The sequence below is a fragment of the Caulobacter sp. GW821-FHT12A07 genome, assembly GCF_058807655.1.
Map to the genome: position 1 here is coordinate 1 of NZ_JBXAQX010000009.1, position 17,138 is coordinate 17,138.

Consider the following 17,138-nt stretch of genomic DNA (forward strand, 5'->3'; position numbering starts at 1 on the left):
CAGCCCGGTAGCTCGTCAGGCTCATAACCTGAAGGTCACAGGTTCAAATCCTGTCCCCGCACCCAAACTTCTACGAAGCCCCCAGCACCTCGCCGGGGGCTTTCGTCGTTTTTGGCCCCGTTTCAGGCGTCCCTTCAGGATTCCACGCATGACCGATCGCTATCTGGACGACCTGACCGTCGGCGAGACCTGGACCGGCGAGCCCTTCACGCTCACGGAAGCCGAGATCCTCGACTTCGCCCGCGCCTATGACCCCCAGCCGATGCATGTCGACCCCGAGGCGGCCGCCGCCGGCCGGTTCGGCGGGATCATCGCCAGCGGCTGGCACGTGGCCTCGCGGGTGATGCGCGAATATGTCGACACCGCTCCGTTCGGCGCGACGCCGATGCTGGGCATCCGCATCGACGAACTGACCTGGCAAAAGCCCGTGCGTCCCGGCGACGCGCTGACCGTGCGCCGCGAGATCGTCGAGGTGACCCGCTCGCGCTCCAAGCCCGATCGCGGCACGATCCGCACCTTCACGACGGTGACCAACCAGCACGGCGAGACGGTGCTGACCTTCTTCAACCTGATCCAGATGCCGGCCCATGCGGGCGTGACCCTCTAGCCGCTCTTGCCTCGCGCGCCGACGCGGCCCCACTGTGCCGTCTTCGGTGCGAGGGGGCTTTCGATGCGGCGACGGACGGTTCTGACGGGCGGTTTGGCCCTGGCCCTCATGCTGGCCGCGCCGGCCCTGGCCGGGCCGCTTTCTCCCGACAAGACCCGCGAGATCGACGCCATAGCCCGCGAGGTGCTGGCCGCCACCGGCGCGCCCTCGGCCTCGGTCGCCATCGTCGAGGACGGCGAACTCGCCTACGCCCAAGCCTATGGCCAGGCGCGGCTGTCGCCGGCCGTTCCCGCCACCACGACCACGCGCTACGGGATCGCCTCGGTCAGCAAGCAGTTCACCGCCGCGGCCGTGCTGCTGCTGGTCGAGGACGGCAAGGTCTCGCTCGACGATCCGGTCGGCAAGTACATCCCCGGACTGACCGAGGGCGACAAGATCACCCTGCGCCAAGTGCTGTCGCACACCGCCGGCTATCGCGACTACTGGCCCCAGGACTTCGTGTTCGAGGCCATGCGCGCGCCGACCACCTCGCAGAAGATCCTCGACGGCTGGGCGCGCATTCCGTTGGACTATCCGCCCGGGGAGCAGTGGCGCTATTCCAACACTGGCTTCGTCATCGCCGGCCTGATCGTGGAGAAGGTCTCGGGCGAGCCGCTGGTCGCGTTCCTGAAGCGCCGGATCTTCGATCCCCTGGGCATGACCGGGGTCACCGAGGACGACAGCAAGCCGCTGTCGCCGCCCGACGCCGGGCACTACACGCGCTATGGCCTGGGGCCCGTGGTCCTGGCCGACAAGGAGGCGCCCGGCTGGCTGTTCGGCGCGGCCGAGCTGGCCATGTCGCCGTCGGACCTGGCGCGCTGGAACCGGGCGATGATCCGCCGCGAGCTGCTGAAGCCCGCCTCTTGGGAGGCGATGACCACGTCTGTCGATCTCTCCAGCGGCGTGCCGGCCGGTTATGGCCTGGGCGTCTCGGTCAAGGTGCGCGACGGGGCCACGTCGATCAGCCACGGCGGCATGCTGTCGGGCGTGCTGACCAGCAACACCGTCTGGCCCGCCGAGAAGCGGGCGGTGAGCGTGATCGCCAACGCCGACTTCGGCGACCCACAGACGGCCATCTCCCAGCGCGTCGCCTTCCTGCTGCGGCCCTCGACGGGCGCGACCGCGACGGCGCGCAGCCTGGTCGCCCAGTTGCAGGCCGGCCGGATCGACCCCGCCCTGCTCACCGACAACGGCCGCGTCTGGTTCACGCCTGCGCGGCTGGCCGACTTTGGTCGAAGTCTCGCGCCGCTGGGTCCGCTGCGCATGCTCGAGGGCCAGGGCGTCCAAGTGCGCGGCGGCATGACCTGGTACGGTTTCGACGCGACGTTCGGGGCGAGGACCCTGTCGGTGTCGATGCGGCTGACGCCCGACGGCAAGGTCGAGCAGTTCCTGATCGGGCCCAAGGCGGGCTGAGCACGAAGGGGGAAGCGATGGCGGACGCGTTGGACGAGGCGGCGCTCGAGGGCTTTTCCCGGTTCGATTTCGCCTATGAGGGCCACACGCGACCGGTCTGGCACATGGGGACGGGGCCGGCGGTCATCGTAATCCACGAGATCCCCGGCCTGCATCCCGGCGTGCTGGACTTCGCCCGCGACGTCGCCGCCGGCGGCATGACCGTCTTCTGCCCCAGCCTGTTCGGCGAGCCGGGCAAGGGCGTGACCAAGCGCTATATCGACGCCACCACCTTTCGCCTGGCCTGCGTGCGGCGCGAGTTCGCCATCTGGCGCGGCGGACGGTCCAGCCCCGTGGTCGACTGGCTGAAGGCTCTGGCGCGAAAGGTCCACGCCGAGTGCGGCGGCAAGGGCGTGGGGGCGGTGGGCATGTGTTTCACCGGCGGTTTCGCCCTGGCGATGATGACCGAGCCGGTCGTGGTCGCGCCGGTGCTGGCCGAGCCGTCGCTGCCGGTGCTCGACAAGGGCGGGCTCGACGCCTCGCCGGCCGAGATCGCCTGTGCGAAGGCGCGGTTCGAGGCCGAGGACCTGTCGCTGATCGCCCTGCGCTATCGCAGCGACCGCCATGTGCGCGACGCCCGGTTCGAGCGGCTGAAGGCCGAGTTCGGCGATCGGGCCGAGCTGATCGAGCTGGAGGACGCCGACGCCAACGCCTACCGCGTGATCCCGCCGCACTCGGTGCTGACCCTGCACCTGGATCGCGACCGGCCGGACGGGGCGGGCATGCAGGCGGCGCGGCGGGTGGTGGAGTTCTTTCGGGAGCGGACAGGGGCTTAGGCTTGTTCCCTCTCCCCCTGCGGGAGAGGGTGGCCTCGCGCAGCGAGGTCGGGTGAGGGGTCTCTCAAAAGGATCCGTCGCAGCGGCGGTGAGGCGGTATGAGGGGGGCGATGTTTGAGAGACCCCTCATCCGTCAGCTTCGCTGACACCTTCTCCCGCAAGGGGAGAAGGGCATAAGGCTGGACTTTCTGGCCTTACGCGCCTAGACACCGCGCCTTCGATTTTCCCCCGCGTTCCCGGCGTTCGATCCGCCGGCCGGGCTGCAAAGGCTATCCGCGCCATGAAGCGCCATTCCGAAAAATCCAAGACGGGGCCCGTGGGTCCCTCGCAACGCCAGCTCCGCGCCGGCGAACTGATCCGCCACGCCCTGGTCGACATCCTCCGCGGGGAGGAACTGCAGGACGAGGCCCTGACCGGCGTCTCCGTCACCGTTTCCGAAGTGCGGATGAGCCCCGACCTCAGGCACGCCGTCTGCTTCGTCGAGCCGCTGGGGGCGGGCCTCGCCGACCAGGGCGCGGCCCAGAACGTCGACGAGATCATCAAGGGCCTGAACCGCGTCGCCAAGTTCCTGCGCGGGCGCCTGGGCCGGTCGATCGACATGAAGTTCACGCCCGACCTGAAGTTCCTTCACGACGAGAGCTTCAGCACGGCCGCCTATATGGACAAGCTGTTCCTCGATCCCAAGGTTCTGCAGGACACCGATCGTCGCCTGAGCGACGTCCTCGACGAAGACGAGGACTAATCCATGGCGCGCCGCAAGAAGGGCGACGCCGTCTCCGGCTGGGTGTGCCTGGACAAGCCCTACGACCTGACCTCGACCAGCGCGGTGTCCCGCGTGCGCCGGGCGTTCAACGCCCAGAAGGCGGGCCACGCCGGCACGCTGGATCCGCTGGCCACGGGCATCCTGCCGCTGGCCCTGGGCGAGGCGACCAAGACCGTCCCGTTCCTGATGGACGCCGACAAGGCCTATCGCTTCACCATCGAGTGGGGCCGAAACACCACCACTCTCGACCGCGAGGGCGAGACCACGGCCTCGTCCGACGTGCGGCCCTCGGCGGAGGCCGTCGAGGCCGCGCTTCCGGCCTTCGTCGGCGAGGTCGACCAGATCCCGCCGAACTATTCGGCCATCAAGGTCGACGGCGAACGGGCCTATGATCTGGCCCGCGACGGGGTGGAGTTCGAGCTTCAGACCCGCAAGGTGACCATCCACGCCCTGCGCCTGCTGTCGGTTCCCGACGCCGACCATGTCGAGCTGGAGATGGAATGCGGCAAGGGCACCTATGTGCGCGCCGTGGTCCGGGATCTGGCGGCCGCGCTCGGCGCCTGTGGACATGTCAGCCAGCTTCGCCGAACGCGGGTGGGCCAGTTCGCCGAGGATTCGGCGATAAGCCTGGAAAGTCTCGAGAATTTGAGCTATGAGGCCCGCCTGTCGGAGGCATTGCTTCCGGTCGAGACCGCGCTGGACGACATCCCGGCGTTGGCCGTGACCGACGAAGACGCCTTTCGGCTTGCGCAAGGACGCGCCATCGTTCTGCTACCCAGGCAGGTGGAACAGCTGAAAGCCGAGCTCACGCCCGGCGATCGCACTGTTTCCGCCATGTCCGGAGAGCGCCTGGTGGCCTTGTGCGAGATGCGCGCCGGAAAGCTCAATCCGGTGCGGGTCTTCCAACTCACCTGAGCGGAGACAACCCGATGTCGATCACTGCCGAGCGCAAGAGCGCTCTTATCGCCGAACACGCTCGCACCGAGGGTGACACCGGCAGCGCTGAAGTCCAGGTCGCGATCCTCTCGGAGCGCATCTCGAACCTGACCGAGCACTTCAAGACCCACAAGAAGGACAACCACAGCCGTCGTGGCCTGCTGAAGCTGGTTTCCCAGCGTCGCCGTCTCCTCGACCACCTGAAGAAGTCCGACGAAGGCCGTTACGCGGCTCTCATCGAGAAGCTGGGTCTGCGCCGCTAAGGCGCATTTCCGCCGCCTTACTCCGGTAGGGCGGCGGAACGCTTTTTAGGGTCCTCGCTTCGAGACAGGCCGAAGCGGCGGATCCAAGGGTTCCAGGTCCCAAAGGACCGGCGCCCCGTACGTGTGAGGGTTCACGTCCTCAAACCCCCGCCTGTCACATTAGGATGAGGATCATCGGGCCGGCTCCATTGGCCGTCCGCCCCTGTCCACCCCCGACGGGAATCCGCCCGCGGGAACCGAAAGAAGAAAAATGTTCGATATCAAACGCAAGACGATCGAGTGGGGCGGCAAGACGCTGGTCCTCGAAACCGGTCGCATCGCCCGTCAAGCCGACGGCGCCGTTCTGGCCACCATGGGCGAAACCGTCGTCCTGGCCACCGCCGTGTTCGCCAAGAAGGCGAAGCCCGGCCAAGATTTCTTCCCGCTGACGGTCAACTACCAAGAAAAGACCTTCGCGGCCGGCAAGATCCCCGGCGGCTTCTTCAAGCGCGAAGGCCGTCCGTCGGAAAAGGAAACCCTGGTTTCCCGCCTGATCGACCGTCCGATCCGTCCGCTGTTCGTCAAGGGCTTCAAGAACGAAGTCCAGGTCGTCGTCACCGTGCTGCAGCACGACCTCGAGAACGATCCCGACATCCTGGGCATGGTGGCCGCCTCGGCCGCCCTGGTCCTGTCGGGCGCTCCGTTCATGGGCCCGATCGGCGCCGCGCGCGTCGGTTACGTTGATGGCGGCTACGTGCTGAACCCGACGCTCGACGAGCTGAAGGAAAGCAAGATGGACCTCGTCGTGGCCGGCACCGCCGAAGCCGTGATGATGGTCGAAAGCGAAATCCAGGAACTCTCGGAAGAGATCGTCCTGGGCGGCGTCAACTTCGCCCACAAGGAAATGCAGACGGTGATCGACGCGATCATCGAGCTGGCCGAACACGCCGCCAAGGAGCCGTTCGACTTCCAACCGGAAGACACCGACGCCCTGAAGGCCGAAGTGAAGAAGGCCGTGGGTCAGGACCTGGCCGACGCCTACAAGATCCAGGCCAAGGGCGAACGCGTTTCGGCCCTGGGCGCCGCCAAGGCCAAGGCCATCGAGACCTTCGCCAAGAGCGACGCCAACCCGGCCGGCATCGACCCGCTGAAGCTGGTCTCGGTGTTCAAGGAACTGGAAGCGGATATCGTCCGTCGCTCGATCCTCGACACCGGCATCCGCATCGACGGCCGCACCGTCGACAAGGTCCGTCCGATCCTGGGCGAAGTCGGCATCCTGCCGCGCACCCACGGTTCGGCCCTGTTCACCCGCGGCGAGACCCAGGCGATCGTGGTCGCCACCCTGGGCACCGGCGACGACGAGCAGTTCATCGACGCCCTGGAAGGCACCTACAAGGAATCCTTCCTGCTGCACTACAACTTCCCTCCCTACAGCGTCGGTGAAACCGGCCGTATGGGCAGCCCGGGCCGCCGCGAAATCGGCCACGGCAAGCTGGCCTGGCGCGCCCTGCGCCCGATGCTGCCGAGCAAGGAAGACTTCCCCTACACCATCCGCCTGGTCTCCGAGATCACCGAGTCGAACGGCTCGTCCTCGATGGCCACGGTCTGCGGTTCGTCGCTGGCCATGATGGACGCCGGCGTTCCGCTGGTCCGTCCGGTCTCGGGCATCGCCATGGGCCTGATCCTCGAAAAGGACGGCTTCGCCGTTCTGTCCGACATCCTCGGCGACGAAGATCACCTGGGCGACATGGACTTCAAGGTGGCCGGCACCAGCGAGGGCCTGACCTCGCTGCAGATGGACATCAAGATCGCCGGCATCACGCCCGCGATCATGGAGCAGGCCCTGGCGCAAGCCAAAGGCGGCCGCGAGCACATCCTTGGCGAAATGAACAAGGCCATGGACGCGCCGCGCGAGGAAGTCGGCGACTTCGCTCCGAAGATCGAGACCATCACCATCCCGACCGACAAGATCCGCGAAGTGATCGGCACCGGCGGCAAGGTGATCCGTGAGATCGTCGCCACCACCGGCGCCAAGGTCGACATCAACGACGAAGGCACCGTGAAGGTCTCGGCCTCGGACGGCGCCAAGATCAAGGCCGCCATCGACTGGATCAAGTCGATCACGCAGGAAGCTGAAGTCGGCGCGATCTATGACGGCAAGGTCGTCAAGGTCGTTGATTTCGGCGCCTTCGTGAACTTCTTCGGCGCCAAGGACGGCCTCGTCCACGTCAGCCAGATCAGCAACGAACGCGTCGCCAAGCCGTCGGACGTGCTGAAGGAAGGCCAGATCGTGAAGGTGAAGCTCCTGGGCTTCGACGATCGCGGCAAGACCAAGCTGTCGATGAAGGTCGTCGACCAGACGACGGGTGAAGACCTGTCGAAGAAGGCCGAAGTCTCGCCGGAAGACGCCGTCAACACCTGACGCCGGCTTTCAGGTTTGACCTGAAAAAGCAGCGGGCGGCTCCGAAAGGGGCCGCCCGCTTTGCGTTTGGGGGCAAGGTGCGGCGAGGGGCCGGACAAGCTTGTCTAAGCCTACGCCATGGCGCAACCTAGGGCTGATAGTCAGCCGGGTGGGCCTTGTTCTCTTCGTATCTCGCCGCCTGGGCGGCCGCTTTCGCGTCTGTGTTCCTGTTCGGGTCGCCGGTCCGGGCCGAGGAAGCGCAGCTGCTGCACGCCCGCACTGGCGCGCCCTTCGAAGAGATCTGTGACGCCAATCACTATCTCGTCTCGCCGAAGGGCGGCCTGGCGGCGGCGTTCGGGGCCGGGATCGTCGGCGTGCGCGGCCCGTTCGCCGGGTCGGTCTACGACGCCGCCTTCGCGCCGAGCGATTGCCTTTCGGGTCCTTGCGCCGGCTGGGTGAAGATCTCGGCCATGGCGCCGATCACCGGGGTCAGCCTCGACGAAACCTCGATGACCGTGCGCCTTCACGGCGGGGGCGTGTTCCGCATCGGCCTGGACGGCAAGGTCACGCAGATCGCCACGGTCGCGGACGATCCCTGCCGGGCGGCCGGCTACTATGTGGGTGGATGCGCGCGGCTGATGGTCAATGACGGCGCGCCGGAGGCGGCGTTGCAGTCGACCTTCGAGGGGCCGTCACGACGGGTGTTCGGCTATGCCGAGGCGGCGGCCGGACCGACGGCGCCGCGCCGGATCCGCTGTGATGCGCCCGAACTCTGCGGCCTCTGGCCCACGCCGACCGAGGTGGCGCTGATCGCTTCCGCCGGAACGACCCTGCCGCTCGCCAAGGGCCGTCTGCTGCTCACCCGGGCCGAGCGCGAGCAGGTCTGCCGCGACCAGGGTCCCGATTGTCCGACCGGCGAGTTCATCCCGCTGCTGGATGGCCGGACGTCGGCCTATGTCGCGCCGATGTCCGCGGAGGTGCTGAAGACCGGCCGTCATGCCGATATCGTCAGCTTCGCCTTCCGGGTTCCCGGGGGCATGCTGCTGGGCGTGGGCGACAGCGTGGACACGCGTCGCGTGGTGCGGACCTCTGCCGCGGGCCAGGTCTCACGCGCCTGCCCGCTTCGGCTAGGGGGTCTGCCTCCCGGCTGGAACGTCAAGGCCTTCACACCGCCGCCTGCGCGGGCCGAGCGTCGGCGGGTCATGGCCGGATCGGCCAACCGTCCTCTCAGCCTGTTCGTCGATCGGCCGGAGGTCCCGACCCGGGGGACCTTGGTCTATTTCGACGGCGGCCCGGGCGGCGCGCCCGAGTTCGGTCATGGCGCCGTCGCCGTCACGGCGGTCAACCTGGGCGCGGTCGTGGTGCGCGTGGGCGTGGCGGGCCAGGACGGCCTGAGCGACGGCGCCTGGCGACGCCTGGCCGTCGGCGGACGGGACGCGCTCGACGCCGACCTGGCCGCGCTGGAAGACGAACTGGCCGATCAGGCCCGGTATCGCCGTCCCCTGGTCCTGGCGGGCGACAGTTTCGGGGCCCTGCCCATCCGCGTGGCGCTCGAACGTGGGCGTCTCAAGCCCGATCGCGTGATCCTCAGCGTGCCGATGACCGCCTATCGTTCGCCCGCCGACATGGTCAGGGCGGACGAGGCGCGGATGGGCCGGCCCTATCCCGAAGGCCTGCGTCCGCGCATCGAGGCTTCGGTCGCGCGCAGCCAACTGATGCATGAGCGCGTCTTTGGGCCGGGCCTCGCGCCTGGCCGGCCGTTCCGGCGCTGGTTGGACGCCTTCGACGCCTGCCTGCTTCCGCCGGGCTCGCGCGTCTACCTGGCGCAGGCGGATGACAGGGTCTCCTGGACGCCGCCGAGGGCCTGCGCCGGCCCGACCATCGTCACCTTGCCCGGCTCGCATGATCTGGCCCTGGGCGGCGCGGCCTATTGGGCGGAGATCGAAAAGGTCCTGCCGACGATGCTTCTCGCGCCCTAGAACCCCGCCGTCACCGAGGCCACCACCGTGTCGGGGGCGCGGTCGCTGCCGATGTAGGCCAGGCCCAGGTCCACGGCCTTGATCTTGTGGTTCACGCCCAGCGACCAGTCCCACTTGCCGTCGGGGGCGAAGGCGCCGTCCTCGTAGCCGAGCTGGGCGGCGATGGTCACGGGAACCTTGGGCGAGGTCCAGGCGGCGCGGACATAGCCATAGCGGTTGTCCATCCCGCCCAGGGCGTCCTGTTCGGGCGACCAGGCGAAGCCCAGACCGTAGGTCCAGTCGCCGAAGGCGCGGCTGGCCGAGATCGGCAGCTCCCAGTAGTCGACGTCCTGACCGCCGGGATAGCCGTAGCGGGCGGCCGAGACGTCAAAGGTCGTGCCGCCGGCGGTGAAGGTGTAGCCCAGGGCGACGTCCAGTTCGGTGGTCGCGCCGCCGTAGTCGTCGATGGTCGAGCCCCAGACCCAGCCATAGAGGCCGTTGGCGGCCGTGGCGGTCAGCCCGCCTTGCAGGGCCGGCTGCTCGTCGGAGAAGGTCGCGCCCCGGAACCGGTAGTCCGACACCACGCCGATCTTGCCGGTGATCGTGACCGCGGGTTCGACAGCGGTCTGGGCGAGAACAGGCGAGGCGAGGGCGACGGCCAGGGCGGCCCCGGCGAGGAAGGTGCGCATCAAGAACTCCGGATCTTGCCGATCCAGTGGACCGCCATTCGTGACCAGGGTCCTTACGGTTTTGGAAAAACGATGTCTTGCGGCCATCGGTCGCAGTTAACGAAGCGCTAGCGACGCGGCCTTTAGGCCAAGAGGCGTGTTGCGCACTCCGACCTCTCCCGAAGCCCGCCGATTGCAGGCGATCCATTGGATCGTCGGCTCGGCCGTCGTGCTGGTGGCGGCCTCGATCCTCGGCGGTCTGGCCTTGATGCTGCTCGCCGCGCGGTCGCTCGATCATATTGAGACCCTGGACGAGCGGGCGCTGATCGAACGCACCGTCCGCCGCACCCTCGACCGCATGACGCGGGAGGTAACCTCGGCCACCGTCTGGGACGAGGCCTACAGGTCCATGACCGGCGAGGTCGACGCCGCCTGGGCCGACGTCAATTACGGCGACTACTACCATCGCTACTTCAGTCACGACCTGAGTTTCGCCGTCCGCGAAGGCAGGGTGGTCTACGCCTCCATCGCCGGCAAACGCGTCTTGCCCGACCGTGTCGAGGCGCTGCGGATCGACGCCGACGACATCGTCGAGACGGTGACCGCCAGCGCCCTCTCTGCCCGCCGGGCGGGGCGCGCCGATCTGGAGGGCGTCTCGACCGCTTCCGGCCTCGTGCGGTCGGGCGACGCGCTCTATCTGGTGGTGGCCAGCGACGTGATCGCCGAGCATCCCGCGCTGATGGCCAGGCGGCCCGGCGCGCCGGTCGTGGTGGTCTCGGCCCGGCGGATCGGCTCCGGCTTCATCGCGGGCATGCGCGGCGACCTCGGTGTCGAGGGGCTGAGCCTGATGACGGGCGACGAGGCGGTGGAGCCCTATGTGGCGCTGCATGATCGCCGGGGACGGCGGATCGGCGCCCTGGCCTGGCCTGCCCGGGATCCGGGGATGTCGCTGCTGCTGCGCGCCGCGCCCTGGTTGGGCGTGGTCTTCCTGCTGCTGGTCGGGGCCAGCGTCGTGCTCTTCGCCTGGCTGTCGCGGGTGCTGGCCAATCTCGCCCGCAAGCGGCAGGCGCTGGTCGAGGCCAAGGAGCAGGCCGAGGCCGCCAACCTGGCCAAGAGCCAGTTCCTGGCCAATATGAGCCACGAGATCCGCACGCCGCTGAACGGCGTGCTGGGCATGACCCAGATCATGGCCGCCGGCGAGCTGCCGCCGGTCCAGCGCGAGCGCCTGGCGATCGCCGAGGAGTCGGCCCAGGCCCTGCTGGCGCTCTTGACCAACGTGCTCGAAATGACCCGCCTGGAAGCCGGCGCCGTCGGGCTGCGCGAGGCGGTCTTCGATCTCGAGGCCCTGGTGGACGCCAGTTGCGCGGTCTTCTCTGGCGCGGCGGCGAGCCGCCGGATCGAGCTGTCCTGGAGCGTCGACGAAGGCTGCCGAGGCGCCTGGACCGGCGATCCGATGCGATTGCGCCAGGTGCTGGGCAACCTGGTCGCCAACGCCGTGAAGTTCACCGAGGTCGGGGCGGTGCGGGTCGTGGTTTCCGAAGGGTCTTCGGGGCTGGCCTTCGCGGTCGCCGACACCGGCGTCGGCGTGGCGGCCGAGCACCTGCCGCGCCTGTTCGAGACCTTCTCCCAGGTCGACGGCTCGTCCACCCGCTCGCATGGCGGGTCGGGCCTGGGTCTGTCGATCTGCCGCGAACTGGTCGAGCTGATGGGCGGGTCCATCGCGGTCGACAGCACGCCCGGCGTCGGATCGACCTTCCGCTTCGAGATCCCGTTGCGGCGGGCCTAGGCCCGACCGGCCTGGGCCGACAGGTGGTCGGCGGTGACGCCGATCTTGGCCAGGGCCCTGGTCCACTTGCTGTCGTGGTCGTCGTCGAACAGCAGGCCCTCGTCGGCGTCGCAGATGAGCCAGACGTTGTCGCGCAGCTCCTGCTCCAGCTGGCCGGCGCCCCAGCCCGAATAGCCCAGGGCCAGGATCGCCCGGCGCGGACGGTGGATGCGGCTGCCCAGGGCGTCGAGCGCGTCGCGGGTGACGGTCAGGGCCAGGCCGTCGGCGATCGGCGAGGTCGATTCCGGCGAGGCGTAGTCGTCGGTGTGCAGCACGAAGCCGCGCTCGCGCTCCACCGGTCCGCCCAGCATGACGAGGTCGCTGGGCGCGCGCACTTCCGGGTCGATGCCCAGCTTGCCCAGCAGTTCGAAGACCGTCAGGCCCTCGACCGGGCGGTTCACCGCCAGGCCCATGGCCTGTTCGTCGTCGTGCGAGCAGAGATAGACCACGGCGCGTTCGAAGCGCGGGTCCTCGATGCCGGGCATGGCCACCAGGACCCGTCCGGTCAGGAATTGGCCCTCGCCGTCGAGGGGATCGGTCTCGGGAGCGTCCATCTGTTGAGGATCGGCACACAACGCGTCGGTTTCAAGTCAAACCACGTTATTGGCGAACCGATCCGGACGCTTTATCTCCGGAGCGCCCTTTCAGAACAGGATGACACCATGGCGATCAAGGTTGGCGACACGCTTCCGGCGGCCACGTTCATGACCAGCTCGGCCGAAGGCCCCAAGCCGGTCACCTCCGACGACCTCTTCAAGGGCAAGACCGTCGCCCTGTTCGCCGTCCCCGGCGCGTTCACCCCCACCTGCTCGGCCAAGCACCTGCCGGGCTTCAAGGAGAAGGCCGCCGAACTGAAAGCCAAGGGCGTCGACACCATCGCTTGCGTCTCGGTCAACGACGTCTTCGTGATGAAGGCCTGGGGCGCCGACCAGGGCATCTCCGACGAGGTCGTGCTGCTGGCCGACGGCAACGGCGACTTCACCCGCGCCCTGGGCCTGGACTTCGACGGTTCGAAGTTCGGCATGGGCGTGCGCTCGCAGCGCTACTCGCTGGTCGCCAAGGACGGCGTCGTCGAGACGCTGAACGTCGAGGAAGCCGGTGAATTCAAGGTCTCGTCGGCCGACTATCTGCTGGGCCAGCTGTAAGCTTGCCCGCTCTTGTCATCCCGGCGGCTCGCCGGGATGACAAGGTCTAGGCCGAGATCGCGTGCAGCTGCGCCGCGTGGGCCCGCAGCCAGGCGCGGTGCGGCGCCGGATCGCCGATCAGGGTCTCGCACAGCGCCCAGAAGCGCGGGCCGTGATTGGCCTCGATCAGGTGGGCGCATTCGTGGGCGACGACGTAGTCGGCCACCGCCGCCGGGGCCAGGACGAGCCGCCAGCTGTAGCGGATCGCCGCCGGCGCGCCCGGACGGGCCGGCCGGCACGAGCCCCAGCGGGCCTTGGGGTCGGCCACCGCCACCGACGGCATGGGCCGTCCCAGACGCCCGGCGTGATGGGCCGTCCGCTCTGTCAGCTTCTCCAGCGCCTCGCGCTTGACCAGCCGCAGGATCTTCAGCCCCCAGTTGGCGTCGTCGGGGGCGATCAAGGCGTCGTCCGTGATCCGCGCCCGGCCGGGCGCGACCTCGAGCCGGTAGGGCTTGCCCCAGATCTTCAGCACGCCGCCGGGCTCTATCACCTGGCGGCCTGGCAGGGCGGCCAGCTGCAGGCTCATCCAGCCCGCCTTTTCGTGGGCGAAGGCCACGGCCTCGGTCAGGCGGCGCGGGGTAGGGGCGATGGCGACGATCTCGGACTTGGCCCGATCGACCCGCAGCGACACCCTCCGGGCGCGGCCGTCCACCTTCAGCCGCAGGGCGCAGCCTTCCACCTCCAGCCGGTCGCCGTCGGCGAAGCGTTTCGGGGCGGCTTTCGGCTGCGGGCGGAAAAGGTTCATCGCCCTCTAGATCGCGCTCGTCGCCGCCGGACGCAAGAGGCGCCGTTGACCGCGAGGGAGTGGAAATCTACCTTGGCGATAACGGCGTTATTTCTCTAGTCGGGGGTGTGGCGTGACGGTGTTGCTCAAGGTTCCCGCCCGGGCGGATCGCAGCGCCGCCCTGGCGGCCGCCATCCGGGACCACGTGAAGTCCGGCGCGCCCTTCGGCTCGGGCCATGCGGTGCTGGCGGCGCTCAGCGCCTGGGTCTACCGCGCCTTCCACAAGCCCACGACCGAGGCCACCGCGCCGTCCTGGCTGGGCAAGCTGGGTCTCGTCGCGCCGATCGGGCCGGCCAACGACAAGCCCAGCGGCTACGACGCCTTCTGCTTCTACGCGCCGGGGCCGGCCGAACTGGTGATCGTCAACCGCGGCACCGACAGCGAGCTGGACTGGCTGCTGAACTTCAAGTCGGCCGTGCTGCAGGACACCCGCACCGTCAACGCGGCGCTGACCTACGCCCTGGCGGCCCATGCGGCCCTGGTCGCGCAAGGCCTGCCGGTGGCGCGGGCGACCTTCACCGGCCACTCGCTGGGCGGGGCCATGGCCGAGGCCCAGGCGGCGCTGTTTCGCCAGGCCGCGAACCTGCCGGCGAGCTTTCCCGTCACCGCCACCGGTTTTGCTTCAGCGCCCTTCGCCGACGCCATCCGGGCCGTGGCGGTCGCGCGCGACGCGGCGGTCGACGCCCAGGCCATCGCCGCCAGCCGCCACTACATCCGGTCCAACGACCCGATCCGCCTGACCGATGTCGCCGGCACGCGCCTGGCGGTGGTGATCGGCGACGACCTGGATCTCTACGCCGTGGTCAAGCAGAGCAACGGGCCGCCCAAGACGTCGTTCGACACCTTCTCGCTGATCGGCATGCCGATCGCCCACGACTCGTTCCTCTATCACCACTTCTGGGACCGCAACGGGCCGTTCCACATCGTCCGGCACATGAAGGGCGCCTTCCACCTGTGGGACGGCGAGACCCCCGAGCGCACCGCCCTGGGCCGCACCCTGCCGCCGGCCTTCGCCTGATCCCGACCGGAGTTCCGCGTGTTCGATCTCGTCTGCCAGGATCCGCCCTTCTGCATCGCTCGCGACTACGCGCCTGTCTCCGAGGTCGTCGGTTCGGTGCGCGTCGTGAGGGACGGCCGCCCGGCCGTGGCCGATCCCGAGGCGGCGGCGCGGCTTGGCGTGAAGGTGCAGGTCGTCGCCGGTGACAACTTCATCGACCTGCCGGCCGAGAGCCTGCGCCAGACCTGCGTCGAGAACGCCTGCGTCGTCTACCGCGTCGCCTGCGCGGACCTGACATGCTCATGGCAGGCGGCGCCGCTGCGGGCGCAGGGGCCGCTGTTTCTGCGCGAGATCCGTTTGGTCGCCGTCACGCCGGAGGCTCTGGAGGCGGCCAAGGCCAACGTCTTCGTGGCCGTCGACGGGCGCCGCCGCGTCGCCCTGGCCGCGCTGGGCGAGGGCGGTTCCGCGCCGTCGGGAATCTATACCGCGCCCCGCTGGCCGGGTGATCGCCGCCTCAGGGGCGCGGCCGGCGACTAGGCTTTCTTGCCGCCGAAGTTCGGATCGCTGCGCAGGATGAAGTCGCGGACCTTGGGATAGATCTCCTCACGGAACCGGCGGCCGTTGAACACCCCGTAGTGGCCCACGCCCGGCTGGACGTAGTCTTCCTTCAGCTCTGCCGGGATGTTCGTGCACAGGTCGTGGGCGGCCTGGGTCTGGCCGATGCCGGAGATGTCGTCCTTCTCGCCCTCGACCGTCATCAGGCCGATGTCGGTGATCGCCGCGGTGTTCACGTGGCGGCCGCGATGCATCAGCTCGCCCTTCGGCAGCAGGTGCCGCTGGAAGACGATGTCGATGGTCTGGAGATAGAATTCTTCGGTCAGGTCGAGCACCGACAGGTACTCGTCGTAGAATTCCAGGTGCTTGTCGGCGCTGTCGCCGTCGCCGTCGACCAGGCTGTGGAAGTAGCGCTGGTGGGCTTCCTGGTGCTTGTCGGCGTTCATGCTCATGAAGCTGGCCAGCTGCACGAAGCCCGGATAGACGCGCCGGCCCATGCCCGGATAGGGCGCGGGCACGGTGTAGATCATGTTCGACTGGAACCAGGTGAAGGGCTTTTCCTCCGCCAGGTTGTTGGTCACGGTCGGCGACAGGCGCGCGTCGATCGGCGAGCCCATGAAGGTCATGCTGGCCGGACGCGAGGGATCGTTGTCCTCGGCCATCAGGGCGGCGGCGGCCAGCACCGGCGGTCCGGGCTGGCAGACGGCCAGCACGTTGGGGCGCGGCCCCAGCACCCGCAGCATGTCGCGGATGTGGTCGATATAGTCGTGGAAGTCGAAGCGGCCCTGCAGGACCGAAACTTCGCGGGCGTTCTGCCAGTCGACGATGAACACCGCGTGGTCGGGCAGGAAGGCCTCGACCGTGCCGCGCAGCAGCGTGGCGTAGTGGCCCGAAAGCGGGGCGACGATCAGCACGGCGGGGTCCAGCTCGAAGCGGCCGGCGCGGCGCATGTCGGACATGTCGCGGTCGAACTGGATCAGCCGGGCCCACGGGCTCTGCCAGACGACGGTGGGGCGCACGCGCACGTCGACGTCGTTGATCTTGACGCTGTCGATCCGCCAGTCGGGCTTGCCGTAGCGGCGGGTGACGTTGGAGAACAGGTCGGCGCCGGCATAGAGCCGCCGGCCCAGCTCGGTGCTGGCGGCCGGGTTCAGGGGCGAGCCCCAGAAGTCCCGGGCCGCGCGGGCGGCCAGGCGTAGCGGGGTCGAGGCGTAGAAGCTCGCTTCGTGCAGGGCGTACAGCATGCCGTCTCCAGCGATTGTGCAATGCAGCATAACACGCTGGCGGTTAAGAAGGTACAGCCCTGAAGTGACCTAGCGGCATTGCGCCGCAAAAATGGGCGTTCTACCGCCCGTCCATCGCCGCCTTCAGCTGACGGGCGATCTCTTCGGGCGGCAGGCTGTAGGCGATGACCCGGTCGAAGCGGCCCTTGGGGTCGATGACGTAGATCGCCGTGGAGTGGTCGACGCTGTAGTCGGGGCCGTCGCCGACCTTCTTGTAGTAGCCGCGATAGGTCTTCACCGCCGCGTCCACCTGGGCCGGCGAGCCGGTCAGGCCGACGATGTTCTTGGGCAGGTAGCCGGCCGTCAGGTAGGTCTTCATCACCGCCGGCGTGTCGCGCTGCGGATCGACCGAGACCATGACGATCTGCAGGTCCTTGGCCCTGGGGCCCAGCTGGTCGCTGGCGGTCGCCAGGGCCTGCAGCGTGCCGGGGCAGACGTCGGGGCAGTAGGTGAAGCCGAAGAACAGGGCGCTCCACTTGCCCTTGAGCACCGTTTCGTCGACCGGCTTGCCGTCATAGTCGACCAGCTGGAACGGTCCGCCCACCGCCGAGGGCGGCGGCGGAGGCGAAAAGACCCCGCTGCGGAAGATCAGCGCGCCGGCCAGGATCACCCCCACCACGCACACGGCCAGGACGGTCAGGCGGTTGCGGTTCATGGGGTACGCGTCC

At 68.7% G+C, this 17,138-nt stretch carries 17 protein-coding genes; 12 read left to right on the forward strand and 5 right to left on the reverse strand.

Features of this window, described 5'->3' with window-relative positions; translation table 11 throughout:
- The first annotated feature begins 148 nt into the window (after positions 1 to 148).
- The 8 genes from AC1RRS_RS17600 to AC1RRS_RS17635 all read left to right on the forward strand — a co-directional run bounded on the left by AC1RRS_RS17600 (position 149) and on the right by AC1RRS_RS17635 (position 9,195).
- Positions 149 to 607 (forward strand): MaoC family dehydratase, encoded by a 459-nt coding sequence (locus tag AC1RRS_RS17600; protein WP_492856243.1) that lies wholly within the window; start codon positions 149 to 151, stop codon positions 605 to 607.
- Positions 608 to 670: 63 nt separating this feature from the next.
- Entirely contained in the window at positions 671 to 2,059 is a 1,389-nt protein-coding gene (locus AC1RRS_RS17605; RefSeq protein ID WP_492856244.1) for a serine hydrolase domain-containing protein, read from the forward strand.
- A gap of 17 nt (positions 2,060 to 2,076) precedes the next feature.
- A complete protein-coding gene (locus AC1RRS_RS17610; protein WP_492856245.1) occupies positions 2,077 to 2,874 on the forward strand; it encodes a dienelactone hydrolase family protein in 798 nt (265 codons plus the stop codon).
- A 280-nt stretch (positions 2,875 to 3,154) separates the two neighbouring features.
- Positions 3,155 to 3,616, forward strand: coding sequence for a 30S ribosome-binding factor RbfA (gene rbfA, locus AC1RRS_RS17615; protein ID WP_492856246.1), 462 nt, complete (start codon positions 3,155 to 3,157; stop codon positions 3,614 to 3,616).
- Between the two features lie 3 nt (positions 3,617 to 3,619).
- Complete coding sequence (gene truB, locus AC1RRS_RS17620; protein ID WP_110120147.1) at positions 3,620 to 4,552, forward strand: tRNA pseudouridine(55) synthase TruB; 933 nt, start codon at positions 3,620 to 3,622, stop codon at positions 4,550 to 4,552.
- A gap of 14 nt (positions 4,553 to 4,566) precedes the next feature.
- Positions 4,567 to 4,836: a 30S ribosomal protein S15 gene (gene rpsO, locus AC1RRS_RS17625; RefSeq protein WP_058348691.1), complete on the forward strand. Its 270-nt coding sequence runs from the start codon at positions 4,567 to 4,569 to the stop codon at positions 4,834 to 4,836.
- A 250-nt stretch (positions 4,837 to 5,086) separates the two neighbouring features.
- The gene (pnp, locus tag AC1RRS_RS17630) at positions 5,087 to 7,237 is read left to right on the forward strand and encodes a polyribonucleotide nucleotidyltransferase (protein ID WP_487290212.1); all 2,151 of its coding nucleotides are present in this window, start codon (positions 5,087 to 5,089) and stop codon (positions 7,235 to 7,237) included.
- 155 nt (positions 7,238 to 7,392) lie between these two features.
- Complete coding sequence (locus AC1RRS_RS17635) at positions 7,393 to 9,195, forward strand: hypothetical protein (protein ID WP_492856247.1); 1,803 nt, start codon at positions 7,393 to 7,395, stop codon at positions 9,193 to 9,195.
- Here AC1RRS_RS17635 and AC1RRS_RS17640 read toward each other — a convergent pair.
- Positions 9,192 to 9,863 (reverse strand): TorF family putative porin, encoded by a 672-nt coding sequence (locus AC1RRS_RS17640; RefSeq protein WP_492856248.1) that lies wholly within the window; start codon positions 9,861 to 9,863, stop codon positions 9,192 to 9,194. The two genes, AC1RRS_RS17635 and AC1RRS_RS17640, sit on opposite strands and share 4 nt — an antisense overlap.
- 136 nt (positions 9,864 to 9,999) lie before the next feature.
- Between AC1RRS_RS17640 and AC1RRS_RS17645 the strand changes: the two genes are divergently transcribed.
- A complete protein-coding gene (locus AC1RRS_RS17645) occupies positions 10,000 to 11,628 on the forward strand; it encodes a sensor histidine kinase (protein WP_492856249.1) in 1,629 nt (542 codons plus the stop codon).
- On the opposite strand, the gene AC1RRS_RS17650 is transcribed toward AC1RRS_RS17645, so the two are convergent.
- Entirely contained in the window at positions 11,625 to 12,221 is a 597-nt protein-coding gene (locus AC1RRS_RS17650; RefSeq protein WP_110120152.1) for a YqgE/AlgH family protein, read from the reverse strand. The two genes, AC1RRS_RS17645 and AC1RRS_RS17650, sit on opposite strands and share 4 nt — an antisense overlap.
- Before the next feature lie 108 nt (positions 12,222 to 12,329).
- Between AC1RRS_RS17650 and AC1RRS_RS17655 the strand changes: the two genes are divergently transcribed.
- Positions 12,330 to 12,812, forward strand: a complete 483-nt coding sequence (locus AC1RRS_RS17655; RefSeq protein WP_492856250.1) for a peroxiredoxin — start codon at positions 12,330 to 12,332, stop codon at positions 12,810 to 12,812.
- Positions 12,813 to 12,858: 46 nt separating this feature from the next.
- Here AC1RRS_RS17655 and AC1RRS_RS17660 read toward each other — a convergent pair whose 3' ends face one another.
- On the reverse strand, positions 12,859 to 13,596 hold the full coding sequence (locus AC1RRS_RS17660) for a M48 family metallopeptidase (RefSeq protein ID WP_487290207.1): 738 nt from the start codon (positions 13,594 to 13,596) through the stop codon (positions 12,859 to 12,861).
- A 112-nt stretch (positions 13,597 to 13,708) separates the two neighbouring features.
- Between AC1RRS_RS17660 and AC1RRS_RS17665 the strand changes: the two genes are divergently transcribed.
- Together AC1RRS_RS17665 and AC1RRS_RS17670 are read left to right on the forward strand one after the other, a co-directional pair.
- Positions 13,709 to 14,653, forward strand: coding sequence for a Tle-like phospholipase domain-containing protein (locus AC1RRS_RS17665; protein WP_492856251.1), 945 nt, complete (start codon positions 13,709 to 13,711; stop codon positions 14,651 to 14,653).
- 18 nt (positions 14,654 to 14,671) lie between these two features.
- Entirely contained in the window at positions 14,672 to 15,169 is a 498-nt protein-coding gene (locus AC1RRS_RS17670; RefSeq protein ID WP_492856252.1) for a hypothetical protein, read from the forward strand.
- On the opposite strand, the gene AC1RRS_RS17675 is transcribed toward AC1RRS_RS17670, so the two are convergent.
- The gene (locus AC1RRS_RS17675; protein WP_487290204.1) at positions 15,166 to 16,431 is read right to left on the reverse strand and encodes a polyhydroxyalkanoate depolymerase; all 1,266 of its coding nucleotides are present in this window, start codon (positions 16,429 to 16,431) and stop codon (positions 15,166 to 15,168) included. The genes AC1RRS_RS17670 and AC1RRS_RS17675 overlap by 4 nt on opposite strands.
- Before the next feature lie 100 nt (positions 16,432 to 16,531).
- Positions 16,532 to 17,125: an SCO family protein gene (locus AC1RRS_RS17680; protein ID WP_492856253.1), complete on the reverse strand. Its 594-nt coding sequence runs from the start codon at positions 17,123 to 17,125 to the stop codon at positions 16,532 to 16,534.
- Between the last annotated feature and the right edge of the window lie 13 nt (positions 17,126 to 17,138).